The sequence below is a fragment of the Bacteroides parvus genome (genome assembly GCF_017309675.2).
In the GTDB taxonomy this organism is placed as follows: Bacteria; Bacteroidota; Bacteroidia; order Bacteroidales; family Bacteroidaceae; genus Bacteroides; species Bacteroides uniformis.
Genome location: NZ_CP084680.1, coordinates 1,165,018 through 1,186,891, shown reverse-complemented (window position 1 = coordinate 1,186,891; position 21,874 = coordinate 1,165,018). Strand labels below are relative to the sequence as shown.

Below are 21,874 nucleotides of genomic sequence, written 5' to 3'. Positions count from 1 at the left end.
CCGGTATGTCCAATCCTTAAAACCGTACGACATGTATAAAGCTGTTTTGGGAGCAATCTGCTGCCTTTCTTTCGCACTATCCTTACATGCACAATCTCCACAAGAAAAGGGATTGCAAAGCATCAGCCGCACTTCGGCCGAGGCTATTGTCGGTTTTCTGGCCGACGATGAGCTGCAAGGACGCGAAGCAGGCATGCACGGTTCACGACTGGCTGCCCGCTATCTGGCATCCTGCCTGAAAGAAGCCGGCATTGCCCCGCTGGAAAAGGACAATTATTATCAACCCTTCGAGGCATACAACAAGGAACGCCAGCAACGGGGACGGTGGCAAGTGCATCCCGACTCCATCACCATCCTCGAACAAGGCACCCACCGCATCCTGCAGATGAGCAATGTATTGGGAACCATCCCGGGAGAACGACCGGATGAATATGTCATCGTAGGTGCCCACTTCGACCACCTGGGTACGGACGAGACGCTGGCAAACGACCGGATATACAACGGTGCGGACGACAATGCCTCCGGTGTCTCTGCCGTCCTGCAGATAGCCCGTGCATTTCTTGCCACCGGGCAGAAGCCTCTGCGCACGGTCATCTTTGCCTTTTGGGACGGAGAAGAAAAGGGATTGCTCGGCTCCAAATACTTTGTACAAAGCTGTCCTTTCATCAGCCAGGTGAAAGGTTATCTTAATTTCGACATGATAGGCCGTAACAATAAGCCCGAGCAGCCTCAACACGTTGTCTACTTCTACACCGCCGCCCACCCCGTATTCGGCGACTGGCTGAAGCAGGACATTGCACGCTACAGCTTGCGCCTGCAACCGGACTACCGCGCCTGGGACCGCCCCACGGGAGGAAGTGACAATGCTTCTTTTGCCCTGTGCAACATCCCCATCATCTGGTACCACACAGACGGACATCCCGATTATCACCAGCCTTCGGACCACACCGACTGGCTGAACTGGGAAAAAATGATAGAAATAACCAAAGCAGCTTTCCTCAACGCCTGGAATCTTGCTAACGAAAACAAATATTAATCCACTAGAAACAAAGTAACGATACATGGTTTTAAATTACATCTGGGTAGCTTTCTTCGTCATCGCATTCATCGTAGCCCTCTGCAAACTCATCTTTATGGGTGATGTGGAGATATTCACAGAACTCGTCAACTCCACCTTCTCCTCTTCCAAAACAGCTTTTGAAATATCCCTGGGACTGACAGGAATACTCGCCCTCTGGCTCGGCGTGATGAAAATAGGCGAAAACAGCGGCATGATCAATGCCCTCTCCCGTTGGCTGAGTCCGGTATTCTGCCGTCTCTTTCCCGAAATACCGAAAGGACATCCTGCCATGGGCTCCATTTTCATGAATCTCTCTGCCAACATGCTGGGGCTGGACAATGCCGCTACTCCGATGGGACTGAAAGCCATGAAGGAACTCCAGGAACTGAACCCTAAAAAGGACACCGCCACCAATCCGATGGTCATGTTCCTTGTACTCAACACTTCAGGACTGATACTTATCCCCGTCAGCATCATGATGTACCGCTCGCAGATGGGTGCCGCCCAACCCACGGACATCTTTATCCCCACACTGATAACGACCGCCATCTCGACCATTGTCGGTGTCATTGCCGTCAGCATTGCACAACGCATCAACCTGTTGAACAAGCCCATACTTATCCTGATTGGCTGCATCAGCCTTTTCTTTGCCGCGCTCATTTATCTGTTCACACAGATTAGCCGTGATGAAATGGGTGTATATTCCACTTTAATTGCCAACATACTGCTGTTCTCCATCATCCTGCTGTTCATCCTCTGGGGGCTATGGAAAAAAATCAATGTATACGATGCCTTCATCGAAGGGGCCAAAGAAGGCTTCACCACTGCCATACGCATTATCCCTTATCTGGTTGCTTTTCTCGTTGGAATCGCCGTTTTCCGCACTTCCGGCGCCATGGATATACTGGTGAACGGTATCGGTTATGTAGTAGGACTATTCAGTGTAGATACCAGCTTTGTAGGTGCCCTACCCACTGCCCTGATGAAGTCACTGAGCGGCAGCGGTGCCAACGGACTGATGATTGACACCATGAAACAGTATGGCGCCGATTCATTTGTAGGACGCATGAGTTGCGTGGCACGTGGCGCTTCGGACACCACATTCTATATTCTTGCTGTGTATTTCGGCAGCGTAGGTATCACCAAAACGAGGAATGCCGTGACGTGTGGGCTGATTGCCGATTTCTCCGGCATCATTGCAGCGATTATTATCAGTTATATGTTCTTCTTCTAAAGAAACTGTCTTAATCACAGGAATGTAATTTCAATCGTAAATCGTAAAATTGTAAATAAAATGATTAGTTATCAGACAGACGGCGTTGAAATGCCCTCCATCAAGAAACGTGAAACAACGGAATGGATAAAATCCGTAGCCGCCACTTACGGAAAAAGAGTCGGTGAAATAGCCTATATCTTCTGCTCGGACGAGAAGATACTCGAAGTGAACCGCCAATATCTGCAACACGATTATTACACAGATATCATCACTTTCGACTACTGTGAAGGCAACCGCCTTAGCGGTGACCTCTTCATCAGCCTCGATACCGTACGCACCAATGCGGAACAGTTCGCCGATAACAACTACGAACGTGAACTGTACCGGGTCATCATCCACGGCATCCTCCACCTTTGCGGAATCAATGACAAAGGGCCGGGAGAACGGGAGATTATGGAGGAGGCGGAGAATAAGGCGCTGGCGATGCGGTAATTCCAAAGAATAAAAACTCTGTCTTGATAAAGTGCTGATTTTACCAAGACAGAGTATTTAAGAAAAACAAGTTACTTTGCCAACACAACGACAACTAACGGGTGATATTTGTCTGTTCCTGATTCGATGCGGGCATCCACACCATCTATAGTTACTCTAATAAGTTCAACACTGCCATAACCATCATTATACTTCCAATGGGAAATGATGGAATGTTCCTCTCCGTCACCAAAGATATAGGGACAAACAAACGTACGCCTCAATACTTCAGGCTTCTTGTCATATTTATATCCATCCCATAAAGGCAGGCTATGCCTGCCTTATATTTATTTCTTCACCGAGAAGCGATAAATGCAATGGCTGTCATACTTCTCTCCCGGCTTCAGCAATGCAGAAGGCCATTCCGGCTTGTTGGGCGTATCGGGATACTTTTGAGTCTCCAGACAGACAGAAGCACGATGACCGTACACAATACCTTTCTTTCCGGTCAGTGTGCCATCCAGGAAGTTACCGGCATAAATCTGAATGCCCGGTTCGTTGGTATAGACATCAAGCACAATACCCGTTGAGGGAGATTCGAGGGTGGCACACGGGCGGGTGACATCGCCCTTCGTATTGAGTACCCAGTTGTGGTCATAGCCCTTGCCGTTCTTCAACTGCTCAAAGTCATTGTCGATACGGGCGCCAACAGCAGTAGGAGTGCGGAAATCCATATCCGTACCTTCTACGGAAACAATCTCACCGGTAGTCATGAAGGTACTGTCCACGGGGGTATAAGCATCTGCATCAATAGTGAGCAGATAATCCGAATTGGACTTGGAGGGGTCACCGTCCAGGTTAAAGTAAGAATGGTTCGTCATATTGACAACAGTGGTACGGTCCGTTTCGGCACTGTAACGAATGTCGATGGCATCGTCATCTGTCAGCGAGAAAGTGACCTTGCAGGTCAGGTTACCCGGGAAGCCCTCCTCTCCGTCTTTCGACAGATAAGTCAACTCCAGAACCTGACTGCTCAACTGGCGGGCATCGAACACTTGATATTGGTATCCCTTGGGACCTCCATGCAGGCAATGACCGTAATTGTTGCGCGGCAGCTGATACTCTACCCCATCCACTGTAATCTTACCCTGGTTGATACGGTTGGCATAACGTCCGATGGTAGCGCCGAAATCCGAAGGGAACTTGATGTAGTCCTGAATGGAATCGAAGCCCAGCACCACATCACGCATAACGCCATCCTTGTCCGGCACCATTACTGATACAATACGTCCACCGAAATTCGTAATACAAACTTCCATACCATTCTTATTCTCCAAAACAAACAAGTCTGTCTGCTTGCCATCCACTTCCGTACGGAAGTTCGCAGGTTCCAGTCCAGAAGCAGTCTTTTCACTCGCCTGTTTGCCCGTGCAAGCCGATGCCAATAGCATCACGCTTGCCAACAAAGTCATCATCTTATTCATAAATACAATATTGGTTACTGTTTAGACTATCATTTTTTCAACAAGAACTGCTCCGCACGTCCCGGAGTGAACAACTCCCACAAAGAAGCAACCGTCCAGCCCGGAGCGAAGATATTGTTGTAATATCCCTTTCCGTTACGTCCGTAATCCCAATTGGTATGCTGCACCACTTCCGGGTAATAGCCTACTTTGGTAATGCCACACATGTGTCCTTCATACGGCAGTAACTGGCGCATGGAAGTGGATATCACCTCGGCAAAGTCAGAGAAGCGCGGCTCGTTGTACTCTTTGGAGAGCCAATGCAGCACATCGGCAAATTCGAAGATAAATACATCGATATGGTTATTCTCTACCGACACATTTCCCCAACCACGGGTTTTCAAGCCGATATCTCCCAGCATCTGACCTTCGGCAAAAGGAACATCCCAGGTATAATACCACGACAACGCAAAATAAGCGGCTTTCTTTGCCAGACCGGCATAGTGTGCACGCTCTTCTCCTTTGGTAACCAAAGCCAGGTAATAAGCAGCCGTAGCAGCATACAAGGAGGCTTCCTTGTCCTCGCAGTTGGCATCCAGCGTAGAAGAGAAATAATCGGCTTTGGATATCAGTTCCTTCTCCAGATAGTCTACCGTACGCTTGGCGCTTGCCAGATAACGCTTGTCTTTGAAATACTTGGACGCCATCACCAAAGGCAATGTTGCCGAAGGCGTGCTACCACCGCTGGCATCCACGATAGAGAAATCATCCTTGAACTTGCGCGGGAAGCTGCCGTCCTCGTTCTGCAACTTGAGGAAGCTGTCCAGCATGCCCTTGATGCGTTTCTCCCATTCGGGGTGTTTACGCTTCTGCTGTTTCTCGTAGTTCAAATAGTTCAAGATGGCATACACTCCCTCGGACTGACGGCGGATGCTATGTCTGGTTTCCTTGAAGCCGCGGTTGTAGTGTACCACTTCGTTGAAGAAACCGGCAGGCGAAAAACCATTCTGGAGATAAGTGTCAAAGATATGGTTGGCATTATCCACCAGGTCTTGGCGATTCTGCTGTTTGCCATACTCCAAAGCATTGAAAGCGTTCAGCAACGTACGTCCCACAAAGCCCACTTCGGCAACATCGGTATTGGCACAAGTAGCAGTCTCCAACTCTACACCGGAGTAATAATGAGTGGGGGTATTGCTGACATAGCTTTCCACAAAGAAGTTGCTCATCACCTCCTTCATGCGGTCTACCGTGTAAGGTGTGTCAACCGGTTTCGGGCGGTTAGTGTCATAACAATACTCCCAGGTGCGCTGTACGCATTCCGAGAAATCGGCAGCATTCCTTTCGGACACCTCCCAAGTCATGGAGATGCTGTCGCCCTTACGCAGCAACTGGAAAGCCTCAACGGCAGGAGCCAACGTCAATTTGCGGATATATGTCTTCGGTGCTTCCTTATAGGGGAAACCGTATGCCAAGACAGTCATACCATCCACATTGCAGAAACCGGTATATCCGATGGAAGTCTCGCCGGACAAGATTACCTCTCCTTCCTTATGAGTGGTCAAAGCTTCCTTGTCGAACTTGTCAATACGGATAACCGACATGGACGTACCGCTTGCCGGATTGAAAGCTGCCGTCAGCGGAGTGCTCAAACGGTCCTCACGCACCAGCCAACTGTCCGATGTGTGGAAAGAAGGAGCCTCCTTCGGCGAACGCAGGTTGCGGCGATACCAGAAGCCCGGCATGTAGAACTGGCAGTCCGAATGCTTGTAACCGGTCTTTATCTGTTCCCCGTAGTTGAAATACACATTTTCCAGCGCCTTGAGTGTGACGGTAATGCGCTGTTTGCCATCCTTGTCCACCACCTGGCGGATGATGTCCAACGGCAACGTTTCCGAAGCCCGGCAGCTGTACATACCATCCTGCATCTTCTGCAAGGCCAGCGGATATTGCTTGGCATCATTCCCCGGCACTTTCAAGGAAATAGAAGCAGAGATGTCTTCCGGAGCAGCATTTGCCGCTCCGGCACCCGTAATGCTCGCCAAAAGCATTACCCCCAAAAACAATCTTTTTAGTCTCATAGTTACATCTGTTTTATTGTTGTTAGAAAAATATCATTCAGACATGAATACATATTTGCCGGAGCCCAATTCGACTACCAGCTTACCGTCAGCCTCCTCCACGGAATGAATCCCCGCCTGACCGGCATCTACCTGTACATGGAAGTCAAGCGGCAGCTTGACCGTAGCGGTTGTATTGGCAGGAATCTCAACGTTCCACTCCAGCTTATTGCCATCACGTTTCCAGGAACTTCCTATTCTGCCATAAGGCGATACATGCGAAGCATTCACATAATTCAGTTTTTCCGGGAATACCGGTTCCATCAGAATCTGCTTGAACCCGACGGAAGCGGGAGTATTCTTTATGCCGGCAAGATCCTCATAGAACCATATCAGCAGATCTCCCAAAAGCATCACATGGTTTCTTGAATTCATCGCCGGATTTGCCGTGTCACCATTCCATAATTCCCAAATGGTGGTTGCACCCTTCTTAATCATGTAGCCCCATGAGGGATAAGTGTCATTGGTCACTATCTTATAGGCAAGTTCCAGTCCACCGTACTCGGTAAGTCCGCGCATCAGATGCTGGATGCCAAGCACACCGGCACTGACATGTCCCTTACAGTCTTTTTCCGTCTTCTCCACGACATTGGCAAATACTTTATCTTCATATCCGTCGGGAACCAGGCCCAGTCTGAGGGAAAGCAGGTTTGCCGTCACCGTATTGTTGTCATACTGTGCAGTCCCGGGATTGAAGAATTTCTTGTTATAAGCGTCCTTGACCTTAATGGCAAGTGCTGCATACTCTTCAGCATCTGCCGGAAGTCCGTTCATTTGCGCGAACTTCTCCATCAGTTGCAGAATGCTGTAAAACACCGTTGTACTCAGCACTTCGCCGTTCGTCTTCCGGGCAGGGTCCTCCGAATGAATCAGCTCCGGCGACTCGGGAGGCATGCACCAATCCCCGTATTCATCCTTCACCAGAATATAGTCCTTCATTTTGGTCTCCGTCATGTGGTTTACCCAGCGCTTCATGGACGGATAGCGCTCTTTGATGGAGCTATCATCGCCAAACTGGCGGTAAAGCATGTCGGCTACGTAAAAATAGGCAGCCGGCCAAGTCACGTCATCATGGAAGATGGTCCAGTAACGGGGAGATACCACAGAGATACTTCCATTTTCATTCATGGACTCTTCTATATCCACCAGCCACTTCTTATACATCAAGGCATTGCCGAAAATGAAACTTTCACCATAGGCACCAGTAGTGCGGTCGCCCAGCCATCCAAGACGTTCATCACGCTGGGGGCAGTCGGTAGGCATACCGCGATAGTTTCCACGGATTCCCCAATAGGCATTCTTGTGAAGTCTGTTAATCAACTCCTCGGAAGTCTCGAACGTACCGTTCGTTGCCATTTCATCATACACCACCTTACCGGTGAAATCATCCGCTGCCGGTTCATAGTCCAAACCGGATATTTCCATAAAACGGAAACCATGGTAAACAAACAACGGTTCCCAAACAAACTCACCGTCAGCGGCAGGAGTATAAATATCCGTGACAAGGGCACTGCGCAGGTTGTCAAGATACAGTTCCGTACCATTGTCCTTCAGCACTTCGGCAAAACGCATAGTAATGGGCTTGTCCTTCTTGCCACGCAGTTTCACCTGCTGTATTCCTACCATATTCTGCCCCATATCCACGATATATCTTCCATCACCTACCGATTTAACGGATATTGGCTTTATCTCCTCCATCACCTTCAGACTCGGAGAGAGCTGTGCCACAAGTTTTCCTTTGGGAGCCTCCATCCGTTCGGCCAACTGCCATCCGGAATCATCATAGCCGCTTTCCGTCCATTTACCCAATTCCAAGCGGGCATCGTAATGTTCACCGTCAAATTCGTTGTTCGCAGTTATAGGACCGTGGTTCGTCGCTTTCCAGGAATCATCGCTGACTACCGACACCGTCTCACCATTGTCGCACTCTATATTCAACTGCGCCATGAGACGGGGCAAACCAAAACCTACCATCCCATTGGCGCGCATGGAAAGATAGCGGCCGTTGCCCAGAGCCACGCCTATCGCATTGGTACCGGACTTCAACAAGGGGGTGACATCATAAGTCAGGTAAGATACAGAAGCATCGTACCAGGTAGGCAAAGGACCGAATACATCATTTCCAATCCTCTCGCCATTCATATAGCATACGGAAGAGCCTACTCCCGAAACATAAAGGACTGCACGCTTCGGCTGTGACGGCAAATCAAACTCCTTCCGCAGATAACGTGCCGGAAGGATGGTCCGCTCACCGTCCAGTTTCAAGTTTGTACTGTCGTTCAGTCCAATCCAGCCGGCTTTCCAGTCCGAACTGTCCAGCAAGGACATTGACCAGTGCCGGACATTGCTTTGCGCTTTGTCACCGGTATTTGTCCATACCGTGACACGCCAATAATATTTCTGTCCCGACTCCAAAGGCGCCCCTGCATATTTCACCAGCACCGACTGGTCGGACTCCACACGACCACTGTTCCATACCAGCCCGGCCCCGGTCTGCAAACTCTTTTCCGAATCTGCCACTTCAATCTGATAAGCAGTCTGCATCACATCCTGCTTGCCGGTTGCCAACTGCCATGAGAAACGGGGAGCAAACGAAGCTACTCCTTCGGGATTATCCCGCATTTCAACGGTAGGTTCCACTATTTCCAAGGCACCTCCATTCGATGTTTTACAGCCCATCATAAGCAAGGCCAACAAGGATACTAAAATAAAATTCTTCATACTCGTCAGAATTCAGGTTTCTCCGATTCTGTAGATGCAACGGAGCCTTCTACTGTCGGCCATCCGTCTTCCCAGCTAATCTTATCCAGCATCAATACGCGGCCTTCAGGATTCTTCGTGCTCACCGCATGATAGAAGAACCAGTCATTACCGGCATTGTCCGTCACAATCTCGGAGTTATGGCCGGTGCCCACAAAGGTATTGCTTTTCTGAATCAGCACTTCGTGCTTGTTGTCCATCATGCTACCGCCTTTCTTGTCGACGTAGGGGCCGAAAAGATTGTCCGAACGCCCTACAACGGTAGTGTAGGTACTGTTCAACCCCTCACAGCAACTTCCTATGGAAGCAAAGAAATAGTAATGTCCGTCTTTCTTATGGATATAAGTACCCTCGTAAGCGGTTCCCGCCACTTGCTGCGGTGTGGCACCTTCCTTCAAAGACAAGCCGTCATCGGACAGTTCAATCGCATAGATTCCACGGAAGCTGCCCCAGAAAAGATATTTCTTTCCTCCCTCCTCTATGTAGAAAGGGTCGATGGAATTCTGCACATTGATTTCATTGCTGCGGAACATCTTCCCGTGGTCCTTGAAAGGTCCCTCCGGTTTATCAGCAGTGGCACAACCGATGCCGCAATTCCACTCGCCTCCCCAAACGGACATGGAATAGTAGAGTACGTATTTATCACCTATCTTGTTGATGTCCGGTGCCCACAAACCGCCGTTCGGCTCAAAATCAGGTCGGGTACGGTCGGTAAAGGCAGTACCTACATATTCCCAATCCACCAGATTCCTGGAACGGTGAATCGGCAGATTACGTATGTCCTCGGTGGCATACAGATAGTAGTAGCCGTCACCGCCCTTTATCACAGAAGGGTCGGGCAAACTGTAGTTTATCACCGGATTGCGATAGACATTCTTCGGCTGTTCTTCCGGCTCGTTTTCTTTTGTCGCCGACGACGAAGAGCATGCCGTCAGGCAACATAATGCAAACATCAGAATTTGTTTCTTCATATTATCCTTAATTATTGTATTATTAAATAATCCATGCCCAACAATGAATTCGCAGAACGGCTATCAGCTTTTTTTTGTATAATCAGCAGTTCATTAGAGCCGTCTTGCAAAGTAACTGTCCCCAAATCCAATACATTCGTTGCCAGCCCGGTACTATACAGATTCAGGTTTTCTTTCAGTTTATGGTTGTTCAGGTACAAATCTATACAACCATAATCCGGTGCTACCGTAAAAGCTATTTTCAACCGATAATTGCCTCCCTTGTCGACTTTAAAGCCTAAGGAAGCTTTATCGCCTTCCTTTGCTTCAGCCCAAAAGAACTGGGCACCGTTACTCCAGTTCATGGCAGGTATACTTTGCGATCTTTCAATTCCTCCGGTCAGCCGAATATCCAAATATTCGCCTTCCACCTTCCTTCCGGCAACGGCTACATTGCTCACCAGATCATTCTTATGCTTTGCAATATCCGCAGATGCTTTAGCAGCTTCCGCCTTGCGGTTGGATTCTCCACCGGGCAGCATATACCAGAAAGTAGTAGGAGCATAGTTGATGACCGTACTGCCCCAATGCCATATCTCCATGTCAAACGTCAATGACTTGCTGAAAGGAATGGCATCCAAACCACGATAGCGCACATTGGAGACGTGCCCACACTGAGTGGAGCCTGTTCCATCCGGCTCGGCAATAAACGGATGGCTGAAAGCATTGTGCATGCACCAGGCATAACCGTAATAGTCTTCCGTACCGGTGCCGAAGTGCGAAGGAAATTCCTCACCGTTCACATACACTTTTTCATCACCTTCGCCCCACCAGTCGGCCAAGGAGTTGAACAAGGTTACCCCATCGCCCACATATACTCCTCTGCCGGTCAGTTTCACGAAATTTACTTCAAAGTGGTCGTCTGTCGTAGGCTTATCCGGATTTGTACGGGTATGCAGATGAGAGAACTCCGTCCACCCCGCACCGAAGTACATACTTCTTTCATCCCATTTCCAAGCCGAGGTGTATGCAGTCAGAGAAGCCTCAACCTCGTCCGTCCCCACATTCTGCAATGCAATCCTGCAATCTTTCTGATAGGGCATTACCCAAAAGCAAGAAAACAGTGAATCGGATGTTACTTCGGTATAAAAAGTCTGAAACGGAGAAAGACGGTTCCCGCTTCCGAAAAAGTCTCCTACCGGTACCCATACAGTTTCGTTTCCATCAAAAGAAATACGCAGAACCGTAGAACGCAATGCCTGGTCAAAGTCTCCGGCATGCAGCTTTACGTCCAGACGGCGAACAGCACCCGGACCGGAAAGGGTCATATCCCGCTCTTCACCGGCAGCCAGCACACTCCGAAGCATCGGTTCTTTCTGCAATCCTCCTATTTCCCTCCGGGATACAGTCAGTTTTCGTTGTACATCTGCCAGTAATTTCGCATTCTGCTTGATGTCCTCCTTAGAGAAAGTGGCTACAGACGTTCCTTCTGCATAAGTACGGTAATTGATGTTGTAATAGAAGCATTCTTCGGAAAACTCGCCGGGTTCCTTGATGGAAGGACTTTCATAGGTAATCTTGCAATGCTTGGCATAAGGTATGGGCAGATACAGATTATGTCCCCTCTGCTTATAGTCCGTCAGTTCCGATACAGAAGCCGAAAGAGGCGCATCTACCAGAGCATGTCCGCTCAATATGCCCAGAACCTCCCCTTCTATTTCGGGAACCTCCTGATTATCAAGATAAAAACGCAGGGTTCCTTTATCCGAATATGCGGCTACAGTCACCCAAAAGCGAGTGATAGCTCCCGGACCGTCCGTATCAACCAGAACAAACTCTCTCCGTCCGTCAATGGAATCAACGCGCAGAAACTGGCTTCGGTCACAATTGGCATACCAAGAGACACTATCTTTTTTGACAGACGCCCGGTCGTAACTACTGAACTGCCTGGTTTCATAATAAGGTTCAGGATACTTTGCCAATGCTTCACAATCCACCATTTCTTTCAATAAAGAAGCAGTAGAGATTGTTTCTGCCTTCTTTTGACAAGCACAGAGGCATGCTATCAGCATATAATAAAACAGTCCTTTTTTCATTTTGATGTCAGATTATCAGTTAATACCTGCGGACGGATAAGAGGGCCACCGATAGAAACCGTTCTCTGGTCGGAAATGGCAAAATCCTTGATGTACGAAGTACGCGGCTGTACCTTCGTGGAATCCCAGTGTGCATGGAAAATATATTTCCAACTGCCGTCTTTGCAACGGAAGGGCGCTCCGTGTCCGGTACCCATCAAACCGTCGGCACGTTGCAAAATCGGGTTTTCCTCGTATTTCTTCCACGGTCCCATAGGACTGTCTGAAGTTGCGTAGCCCACTCCGTAATTTTTGCTTTCAAAGTGATTGGCTGAATAAATCAGGTAATAAATGCCCTCTTTTTTCAGGACGGAAGGGCCTTCGGCCACCTTGGCAGGCTTGTCCTGCGAAAGTTCCCAAGGCTCTCCCACTTTAATGCACTCCGTCAACGTTTCCTGCTTGATGCCGGTCAAATCATCATTCATTTCTGCCACCCAAATGACATTGCCATCTGTGAAACGCACGAAATAAAGGTAAGGCGTGCCGTCATCGTCGATGAAGAGAGAAGTATCAATGCTCTTCTCATCCCATATAGGCTGCTTCACCTCCTGACGGAACGGGCCTTGGGGAGTATCTGCCGTTGCCACACAAATATGCTCTTCGGTGGAGTAGAACAAGTAAAACTTTTTCTTCGACTCGATATAGCAGACTTCCGGAGCCCAGAATCCCCACGTACCGTAGGAGTCGGCGGCCGACAACGCCTGGCCTTCACGCGTCCAGTTCTTCAGGTCATCGGAAGAGAAGCAGGCAAAGCCCTCCCCTTCTACCGTACCTCCGGTGCCGTAAGCATAGTACTTGCCTTCGTAAAGCATCACGTAAGGGTCGGCAATCGGCAGATAGTCTGATTCTACAACCGTCTTCTCCTTGCATCCGGCAAAACAAAGACAAAGCAACAGCAACCATATACAATTTTTCTCCATATCCATCTTTTATTTTACTACTTTGGGGGTCATATAGTCCTTGCTGATTCTCATACGGTCCACACCGTCCACTTTCTCGAAAGAAACATCAGTGATATACATGGCGCGCGGATGGATATTGTTCTTGTCCTTATGAGCATGGAAAACAAGACGAAGCTTGCCAGCCTTGTCTGTGAAGGTGGCACTGTGTCCCACCCCGACCAGTTCTCCGGGTTTCTGCAACAAGGGGTTCTCCTCGTATTTGGTCCAAGTACCCATCAAATCGGTAGCCGTGGCGCAACCTATGCCGTAGAAGGGACTTTCATAACTGTTGGCGGAATAAGTCATATAATAAATTCCGTTGTGCTTGACGACAAACGGACCTTCATTCACACGAGGCCACACTTCCTCCCATGCCTGAGAAACGTGAATGCAAGGATGCATGGTCTCCTTCTTGATAGTCATGAGGTCTTTCTCCAATTCGGCCACCCAAATGTTGAGTCCGTCGTTGAAACGGTCGAAAAAGAGATAAGGTGTGCCGTCGTCATCAATGAACAGGGAGTTATCAATGCATTTCTCATCGGCAATCTGGGGCTCCTTCTTGCTCTGAGTGAACGGACCTGCGGGCGAATCGGCTGTTGCCACACAGATATGCTCGTCTGCCGAATAGTACATATAGAACTTCCCGTTCACTTCGTAGACCTCCGGCGCCCAGAACCAACGGTCGGCCCAGACATCCTTCTTTTGGAGCGCCATGCCCTTATACTTCCAAGTCTGCAAATCATCGGAGGTATAGACTTCAATGCCGTCATCCGCATGGGTGCCGTATGCATAGTAAGTACCCTCGTACAACATGATGAACGGGTCGCCCAAAGGTACCGGTGTTTCAACTCCTTCGACAACAATATCGTCCACATCCTTATAGTCTGAAGAGCAGGACTGACAGGAAGCCAGCGTAGCCGACAGAAACAAATACATACATATAAAATTCTTTTTCATGATTCTCATGGTTTCTATTTCAAAATAAATATTTACATCAAACTCATTTCGTCATCTCCTCGTATAGTGAAGAGGTCTCAGTCATATACTTAGGTTCCCTCAGTCGTATACTTAGATAAGAGTAATTTAAGCACACTGATTACCAACATATTACAGTTTTATCATTCGATGTGCAAATTTCAAGACAAAATGCGGTTCCAACATCCAATCAAGGCTTCACCTGATTGGGAACCTGCCCTATGTGATAATACAGCACTCCCTTATAGGCAGGAGATTCGCCCTCCGAACAGAATCCGATGCGGGACGCAGGGTAGCGGATGTCTAACGTACCCAATTCCCTGCCGTCCACAAACAGATACAGTTTGTCTGCCCGGCGTACTGCACGAAAATTATAGGAGTCTTTCCACAACTCGTGTACGCCTATCTTATAGATATGGCGTTCCAAATCTTCCGCCTCCTTGTTAATGAACCGGATACCTTCTGCCTTCACCGGAGTAAAGGTACAATAATTATACGCAGGATGTTCTGCTACTCCCCCACTTTTGCTCTCTATCGGATACCATTCGCTGCCATTCAGGTACTCTATGTCGAATTTGCCGAACATGTCATCTACAAATTCGGACTTGTTACCTGCTTCATGACGGTTCAGGTAAAGGGTATCCAGCCACGTAGGTACAGCAAAACGATAATCTTTCTCAATGAAGTCGGTATACTTCACATCCGGATAGAATGTTTGCAGGCATCCTAGTGAAAACTCCTTTTTCCAAGCGTTTTTCCCCTTCTTCACAGCTGTCACCTCAAGCATACGGGTAGCACCATTAAACTGAGCCTTCACATAGTTATCCTTATCCACATAAACCGGATAGCTTCCTGCCTTGTCTTGTCCGGACAAGCCGGATAACTGGAAGCTGAATTCATAATCGTTCAGGAAATCGCCTTTCAACAACTCCTCATTCTCCGAAAGCTGAAAATGCACATCATCGAAACCGATGGTATAGGTAGTCCCTTCGAACAAAGCAGACTTTGTCTCATCAAATACTCCGGGAACACCCGCTTCTTCTGCCGGAACAGCCTCTGCAAAGACATGTTTTCCCGGTACGGGAATCTCATCCAGCCAAATCTTCAGACAGCCACCATTACGCTCAATGCGCAGATGATGATACACCCCCCAACGGAAATCTTCCGGCAGGGCATAAGATTCCTTATTTTCTTTACCGCCGACAAGTGTACGCAGGTACCAGCTCCGGTTCTCGGCATCCAAACCTACATAGGCACAGTTATCTGCATCCTTCCACCAAGCAATGACACCGGCTCCACCCTCGGTCTTGACTCCTGTCTCGAACAAGTAAGCCACGGACGGCTGTACTTGCTTCAGCACACCGAACGAAGCAGTTTCGCCTTTACCCGCAAACGTGGGCATCGAAGGTTCGGGATGATAACCCGCCGTACGTGGACCAGTGATACCGTCCACAAACAAAGTCTTGTCGAAGAACTGGACACGGTTGATATATTGTCCCCGATGCTCATCGTTCTTGTTTGCCATATAAATCAGCCACCATTCAAATCCGTTGGGACCTCTCAAAATATTGGGCTGACCGGGAGTCATCAGAATATCATCGGCAATGCCGTCTTTCATATCGAACAGAGAAACGTCGAAGAATTGCGAACGTCCCTTGTTTGTTTCTACGGCAAGCAGATTCGTGCCTTCCTTCAAAGCAGCACGCAGCTTCTTGTCCAGGTTTACGATGCAATAATCACGCCCCTGCTTCTCGTAGATAATTGTTCCGTTCAGATAAATCCGGGTATCTCCATCGTGAGCGACACGCAATGCCAGATTGCCGGTTTCGCTACTGGCAAAGAAAGTCTTTCGCAACCATAAGGAGTGCGTATTCCACAAGGTACCCAGATGCCGGATTGTGGAACCTTTCACTTCACGGGACGAAAAGCCGGTCTCCCCCCTCGCCCAGCCGGAGTCATCGTAGGTCGCTTTTATCCAATCGCTTCCCGGCTTGCTCTCCGTATAAGCAAACAACGGCTCATACGTGCGGCCATACCGCAATAAATCCACTTGCTTCTCCTCCAGTTGTGTCTGATTGCAACCTACAACCGGATAGCTATATTTATTACCATTTTGAAAACCTAAAGGAGAGTCTGCCTCAGCAACTCCCAACTGATAATTGCCCCACTCTGTAGAGGTGTGGTTGGCATTATACATCATATAGTAGCGGTCTCTATACTTCATGACCCACGGTCCCTCCGCTACTCTGTTATCCATCGTTTCCCATGTATCCGGCAATGAGGCGAACTGGCACACCGGTTCGCCGGCAAATTCTGCCGGGTTCTTCATTTTACGTCCCCATATGGTATTTCCATCAGTAAAACGTACCATATACATGTATAGTTGTCCATCATCATCTCTGAATATTTTGGGGTCGATACGGTTATCCATCCATGTCTTCTTGTTCGGTTCTGTATAAGCGCCCAAGACATCTTTGCTCTGCGCATGTACAATGTGAACGGCATGCTTGTCCTTCCCCCAATAATTGACTGACCAGTACAAATGAAAATCTCCATTCAGATAGAACATGTCATTGGCATGAATCTGGTCATCTCCGGCTCCGCTGCCTCTGGTCCAGTCATTGTCCATGGATACAACATGGATAGGTTTCCCCCAATGAACCAGGTCATCAGACACATAGAAATCCCCGTTTGTACGGACCCCGCCAATATAATATTTGCCATTATATTTCATTACGCCGGCATCCGCCACTCCCGGAAGTACCGGATTCTGGATGTTCTGCGCAAACAAGCTACCGCAGCAAGCAAAAGCGAATGATAATAGTAGTTTTTTACAGACAAGCATATGGTATAAGATTTAAGAAAGAAAAGGCTATGCCGGAAGCATCCTGAATAAGAACAGGCTTCCAGGCATAGCCTTCTTTAGTTATTAATAGTTAGGATTCTGAGTAAGATGTACAACACCACCTACTGTGCTGTTTTCCACCTCATCCCTTGGAATAGGCAGACGTCTGTGCTTGCCGACAATAAAGTTGTCAAAGTCCTTATCACGAGCTTTCAGTTCATCAATTCCAGCCTGGGAATCAAGTAACCCCCAACGCTTCAAGTCAGCCCAACGCCAACCTTCGAAACAGAGTTCCAAAGTACGTTCCATCTGCAGACGCTTGATAAAGGCATCTTTAGAGCTCAAACAGTCTTTCCACTGACTGTCTTTCAACTTGGCCAGACCAGCACGTTCTCTTACCTTGTCTACATAAACAGCAGCATCGGCAGGATTAGTACCCGTTTCAACAAGACACTCTGCATAGTTCATCAGGATATCTGCATAACGCATAATACGATAATTATTACGGGCAAAATAATCTTCTGCAGTACGATAGTACGAAGTATTGTATTTACGGATATAACAGTCTTCCGGATCAGTTCCCCAATTATCATTCCAATCTGCATTCTCAACACCATAATATTTCTTCGGTTGGTCTGGGAAGTCCTGCGAGAATCCACGATAAAGAATACTACTATACAAGCGCAAGTCATTCTTTCCATCCACACGTTTCTCTTTCAAGAACTCGTCTACCAACCAACGGCGTGCCTTGCCATCTCCCCAACCTATACCACTTGGAGCATAGAACTGAGTACGCTGGAAACCGAATGCCATACTGGCATCATTACCCGTACCACCCTTGTTCTGGTCATCGAACTGAATTTCAAAGATACCCTCCTTGTTGTTCTCGTCCAAGTCAGTGAAATTATCTTCACGATTGGCGATAAGACCGTATAAAGAGCCCTCTTTATCAATCAACCATTGCAATTGTTCCTTTGCTTTGTCATACTTATGTTGTTGCATATAAGCCTTGCCCAACAATGCCTTGGCAGCACCTTTGGTAGCACGTCCCAGATTGGCAGCATCCCAAGATTCCGGCAGATACTGCATGGCAAAAGTCAAATCTTTCTCTACCTGGTCCCATATTTCCTGCTCGGAAGCATCTTCCGGTATATAAGAAGCATCTTTAGGCTCCAACGGCATAGTTCCTTTGTCCCACAACAGATTTACCTGAAAATACCACAATGCACGCAAGAAAGAAGCTTGTGCCAGTACCTGGTTTTTCGTAGTCTCGTCCATTTCAATAGAAGGAACATGAGCCAACACCTGATTACAACGGAAAATACCTACATAGAAATGTTCCCAATGTATGTTGTTGCCTTCATAAAAATTATAGTTGTTGTAAAGGAAACGAGTCCAGTCGCCCAATTCAATCCAAGGAGAAGAGCTCCATCCTTCGTCCGAAGTTAAATCATAGCGGAAAGAGAGCCAACGCATCCAAGTGCCTTCCTTATAGAAGAAGCTGTAGCAGGCATTAACACCGGCTGTCGCATCTTCCGGCTTATTCCAATAAGTATCATTGGTTACTTCATTGGGATTATCAATATCCAATAAACTCGAACTGCATCCGGTGCACAACGTCAAGGCACCTGCAAGCATTAATCCATAATATATCTTTTTCATAATTTATAAGCTGATTTATAAGTTAAAAGGTCAAATCCAATCCAAACATTACCGAACGGGTATTAGGATATGCAAAGCTGTCCGTGCCACTGTTCCAAACAGAATTCGCACCCTTGAAGTCAGGATCCAAGCCGGAATATCCAGTAATAGTAATTAAATTGCTACCAGTAGCAAACAGACGGAGTTTTTCAACTCCCAAATTCTTCAACCAATCTTGTCTGAAGTTATATCCAATGGAAATGTTTTTCATACGGAAATAAGAGCCATTCTCCAAGAAACGGTCAGCATCACGGGAGTTACGGAAATCACCGTAAATGATACGCGGGGTATTGGAGTTAGGATTTACCTGGTAAGGTTCTTCACCCTTTTCAAAGCGAATATAGTTGGAGTTGTCTGCAAACAGACGTCCTTGCCAGCGGGATACGTTGTATATCTTATTGCCGAACTGACCATTCCACATCATACTGAAATCGAAGTTCTTCCACTCTGCATTGAATACCAATGACATTTGCATCTTGGCCCAAGGACTACCGCAATAATCACGGTCGGCATCAGTAATCTCTCCATCATCATTCAAATCGAGATACTTAACATCTCCCAATTGAGGACGTTTTCCCTCAATCATAATAGGGGTACCCGTAGACGTCACATAATTATCAATCTGTTCTTGTGTCTTGAATATACCGTCTGTCTTTCTCAAATAAAATTCTGCCAAAGATCTACCCGGTTGAGTTCTCGCTTGACCAGAATCAATATAATCTCTGTTAGTACCATCACGGCCCAAGCTCAATACTTCGTTATCCATAGTAGTCACATTCAGCAAAGCGCTATACTTAAAGTCCGAAATTTGATCTTTCCAACCAAGTGTAAATTCGAAGCCCTTATTGCGCAAGCTGGCAGCATTTTTCCATGGAGAACCTCCTTGGTTACCAGTAGAAATGGCAATCGGAGTCTCTGCCAACACATCACTGGTCTTTGAGTTATAATACTCTGCGCTAACAGTTAAGCGCTGGTTAAGAAAGCTGGCATCAAAGCCTACATTCACTGTTTCTTTCGTTTCCCAAACAAGACCTGCATTCACCAATTTCACCTGAGTAGCCCCCGGAACAATAGCACCGCCGAATACAGTTACAATACTCTGATTGATAGTTCCAATATAATCCCAATCTCCAATGGAAGAGTTACCAAGACGACCCCAGTTACCTCTAATCTTCAAATCATTAATCCAAGGCACATCAAAGAATTCTTCTTTTGAAATTCTCCAGGCACCAGAGAATGAGGGGAAATTACCCCAACGATTTTCCTTAGCCAGACGGGAAGTACCGTCACGACGGAAAGTAGCTGTCAAATAGTATTTATCATCATAAATGTAGTTTGCACGTCCCAAATAAGAAATCATTGCATTTTCACTGATGCTGTTTGTATTCTGCTGGTTGCTCTGTCCGGCATTCAATACAGTCAGGTAATCACCGTTACCCAACATCGGGAAGTTCAGACGAGACCCCCACAAACCTTCCCATTCATGATGTTGGTAAGTAGTACCGACTACAGCATCCACATGATGCTTACCAAAATCCTTATTGAAGTTCAAAGTATGTTCAACCAGCATATTGTAAGTATTATCACGTGCCTTCTGGCTTTCTGGATCACGGTGTTCCTGGTTTTGAGTCCAGTTACCTTCTCCACGGAACCATGAATTTTCATAAAAGTAAAGGTCAATACCACCATTGAATTTATAGGAAAGGAATTCAAAAGGCTTGAATTCCAGCCACAGCGAACCATTCAAACGATTCTGGCGGAAATGACGGTATTCCAAATCTTCACGCGCAATCGGGTTTACACCGAACGTATTGTACTTGGCTGCATCACCATAGCCATATCCACCCGGATTATTTTCATCATAGATAGGAATGGTAGGCATCATACGCAAAAAGTCATTGTAAGTATTGGTCTGGTTCGGGTCTGTGTTTGTGAGTGAATAAGCCAAGTTTTCACCAAAAGAGAACCAGCCTTTTTTACCTTGTGTATTGACACGGAAGCTATAACGGTCGAAAGTATTTCCATAAGAAACGCCGTCATTGTTATAGTAACCGGCTGATACAAAATAACTACCGGAATCGCCACCACCGGAAAGCGATACGTTGTAGTCCTGCACCAATGCAGTCTTCAATACTTCATCCTGCCAGTTGGTATCATACTGTGAATGTTTCTGAGTGCTGTTTACAGTGGCAATACCGTCTTTGATGGCTTCATTATAGGCAATATCATTATACTTGATATATTCTGCCGCATTCATCAAATCAAATTTCGGACTCCATTCTAATGTTTCCTTTACGCTTACATTCACTTTCATGGGACCTTTCGTACCTTTCTTAGTAGTAACGATAATCACACCGTTAGCAGCACGCGAACCGTAGATGGCAGCAGCAGAAGCGTCCTTCAGAATCTGGATGGACTCTGCATCCGCAGGATTGAAATCAACACCCGGGTCTGTAATCATACCATCAATAACCCACAACGGAGAGTTATTACTCAAGGAACCGACACCACGAATTTCAATAGAGGCATCTTCGCCTGCCCTACCGCTACTGCGTACGTTAATGCCGGTTGCCAAACCCTGCATTTGGCTAACCAGTGTCCCTGCAGCGCTTTTCTTCATTTCCTTGGTATCAACAACGGCAACCGCTCCGGTCAAGTCGGACTTCTTCACGGTCTGATAACCGATGACAACCACTTCTTCCAGTGCTTTTGAATCATCTTTCATCACCACGCGCAAGGCAGTTCCCTTATAGACAACTTCCTGCGTAAGCATACCGATATAAGAGAAAACGAGTGTACTTCCTTTCTTTCCACTCACTGAGAAATTACCGTCAATATCGGTAATGGCACCCGTAGTAGTACCCTTCACCAATACATTCACGCCCACCAAAGGCTCACTATTTGCATCCGTCACTGTTCCCGTTATGGTCACATCTTGTGAATAAGCAGTAACTGCAAACACAACAAAGAATAAGAATAAGATTTTCTTGATCATTTTTTATAGAATTAGATTTTAAAACTATGCGGAAACTAACGCCCGCTTTTTAAATACACCGCAGAAAGTGAATAGTCACTTCTGCCAATCATAGAACATTGATTAGGATTTGTTACGTCATAAGCATAGGGGTCATAGTATTATAAATTGTTGGCTTTCGGATGCAAATATATCCGCATAAAGCTAAAATTAATGCAAATATTGCTTCAATCTATGCAATTATAAATCCAAAAAATACCCCT

General features: G+C 47.2%; 14 protein-coding genes. 3 read left to right on the top strand and 11 right to left on the bottom strand.

The features are described 5' to 3' along the window. The first annotated feature begins 31 nt into the window (after positions 1-31). The 3 genes from JXR92_RS04650 to ybeY are packed head-to-tail and all read left to right on the top strand — an operon-like array spanning position 32 to position 2,768. A complete protein-coding gene (locus tag JXR92_RS04650; protein WP_138345223.1) occupies positions 32-1,036 on the top strand; it encodes a M28 family metallopeptidase in 1,005 nt (334 codons plus the stop codon). Between the two features lie 25 nt (positions 1,037-1,061). After that, entirely contained in the window at positions 1,062-2,294 is a 1,233-nt protein-coding gene (locus JXR92_RS04645; RefSeq protein ID WP_117964322.1) for a nucleoside recognition domain-containing protein, read from the top strand. A gap of 60 nt (positions 2,295-2,354) precedes the next feature. Continuing rightward, on the top strand, positions 2,355-2,768 hold the full coding sequence (gene ybeY / locus JXR92_RS04640; protein WP_005826129.1) for an rRNA maturation RNase YbeY: 414 nt from the start codon (positions 2,355-2,357) through the stop codon (positions 2,766-2,768). Positions 2,769-2,839: 71 nt separating this feature from the next. Here ybeY and JXR92_RS04635 read toward each other — a convergent pair whose 3' ends face one another. The 11 genes from JXR92_RS04635 to JXR92_RS04585 all read right to left on the bottom strand — a co-directional run bounded on the left by JXR92_RS04635 (position 2,840) and on the right by JXR92_RS04585 (position 21,632). Continuing rightward, positions 2,840-3,031, bottom strand: coding sequence for a hypothetical protein (locus JXR92_RS04635; RefSeq protein WP_226791286.1), 192 nt, complete (start codon positions 3,029-3,031; stop codon positions 2,840-2,842). Between the two features lie 63 nt (positions 3,032-3,094). Then, a complete protein-coding gene (locus JXR92_RS04630) occupies positions 3,095-4,231 on the bottom strand; it encodes an aldose epimerase family protein (RefSeq protein WP_117878330.1) in 1,137 nt (378 codons plus the stop codon). A gap of 29 nt (positions 4,232-4,260) precedes the next feature. Continuing rightward, positions 4,261-6,291 (bottom strand): hypothetical protein, encoded by a 2,031-nt coding sequence (locus JXR92_RS04625; protein WP_138345226.1) that lies wholly within the window; start codon positions 6,289-6,291, stop codon positions 4,261-4,263. 33 nt (positions 6,292-6,324) lie between these two features. Continuing rightward, positions 6,325-9,051, bottom strand: coding sequence for a family 78 glycoside hydrolase catalytic domain (locus JXR92_RS04620; RefSeq protein ID WP_138345228.1), 2,727 nt, complete (start codon positions 9,049-9,051; stop codon positions 6,325-6,327). Between the two features lie 5 nt (positions 9,052-9,056). Beyond that, complete coding sequence (locus JXR92_RS04615) at positions 9,057-10,061, bottom strand: family 43 glycosylhydrolase (protein WP_119961994.1); 1,005 nt, start codon at positions 10,059-10,061, stop codon at positions 9,057-9,059. 11 nt (positions 10,062-10,072) lie between these two features. After that, positions 10,073-12,136 carry a glycoside hydrolase family 172 protein gene (locus JXR92_RS04610; RefSeq protein ID WP_226791285.1) on the bottom strand — a complete coding sequence of 688 codons (2,064 nt, stop codon included), beginning with the start codon at positions 12,134-12,136 and terminating at the stop codon, positions 10,073-10,075. Then, complete coding sequence (locus tag JXR92_RS04605) at positions 12,133-13,101, bottom strand: glycoside hydrolase family 43 protein (protein WP_165491372.1); 969 nt, start codon at positions 13,099-13,101, stop codon at positions 12,133-12,135. The genes JXR92_RS04610 and JXR92_RS04605 overlap by 4 nt, the downstream gene beginning before the upstream one ends. 3 nt (positions 13,102-13,104) lie before the next feature. Further along, on the bottom strand, positions 13,105-14,073 hold the full coding sequence (locus JXR92_RS04600) for a glycoside hydrolase family 43 protein (RefSeq protein ID WP_117964326.1): 969 nt from the start codon (positions 14,071-14,073) through the stop codon (positions 13,105-13,107). 208 nt (positions 14,074-14,281) lie between these two features. Continuing rightward, the gene (locus tag JXR92_RS04595; protein WP_138345230.1) at positions 14,282-16,936 is read right to left on the bottom strand and encodes a family 43 glycosylhydrolase; all 2,655 of its coding nucleotides are present in this window, start codon (positions 16,934-16,936) and stop codon (positions 14,282-14,284) included. An 84-nt stretch (positions 16,937-17,020) separates the two neighbouring features. Next, positions 17,021-18,598 (bottom strand): RagB/SusD family nutrient uptake outer membrane protein, encoded by a 1,578-nt coding sequence (locus JXR92_RS04590; RefSeq protein WP_138345232.1) that lies wholly within the window; start codon positions 18,596-18,598, stop codon positions 17,021-17,023. Positions 18,599-18,620: 22 nt separating this feature from the next. After that, entirely contained in the window at positions 18,621-21,632 is a 3,012-nt protein-coding gene (locus JXR92_RS04585) for a SusC/RagA family TonB-linked outer membrane protein (RefSeq protein WP_138345234.1), read from the bottom strand. Positions 21,633-21,874 lie beyond the last annotated feature (242 nt).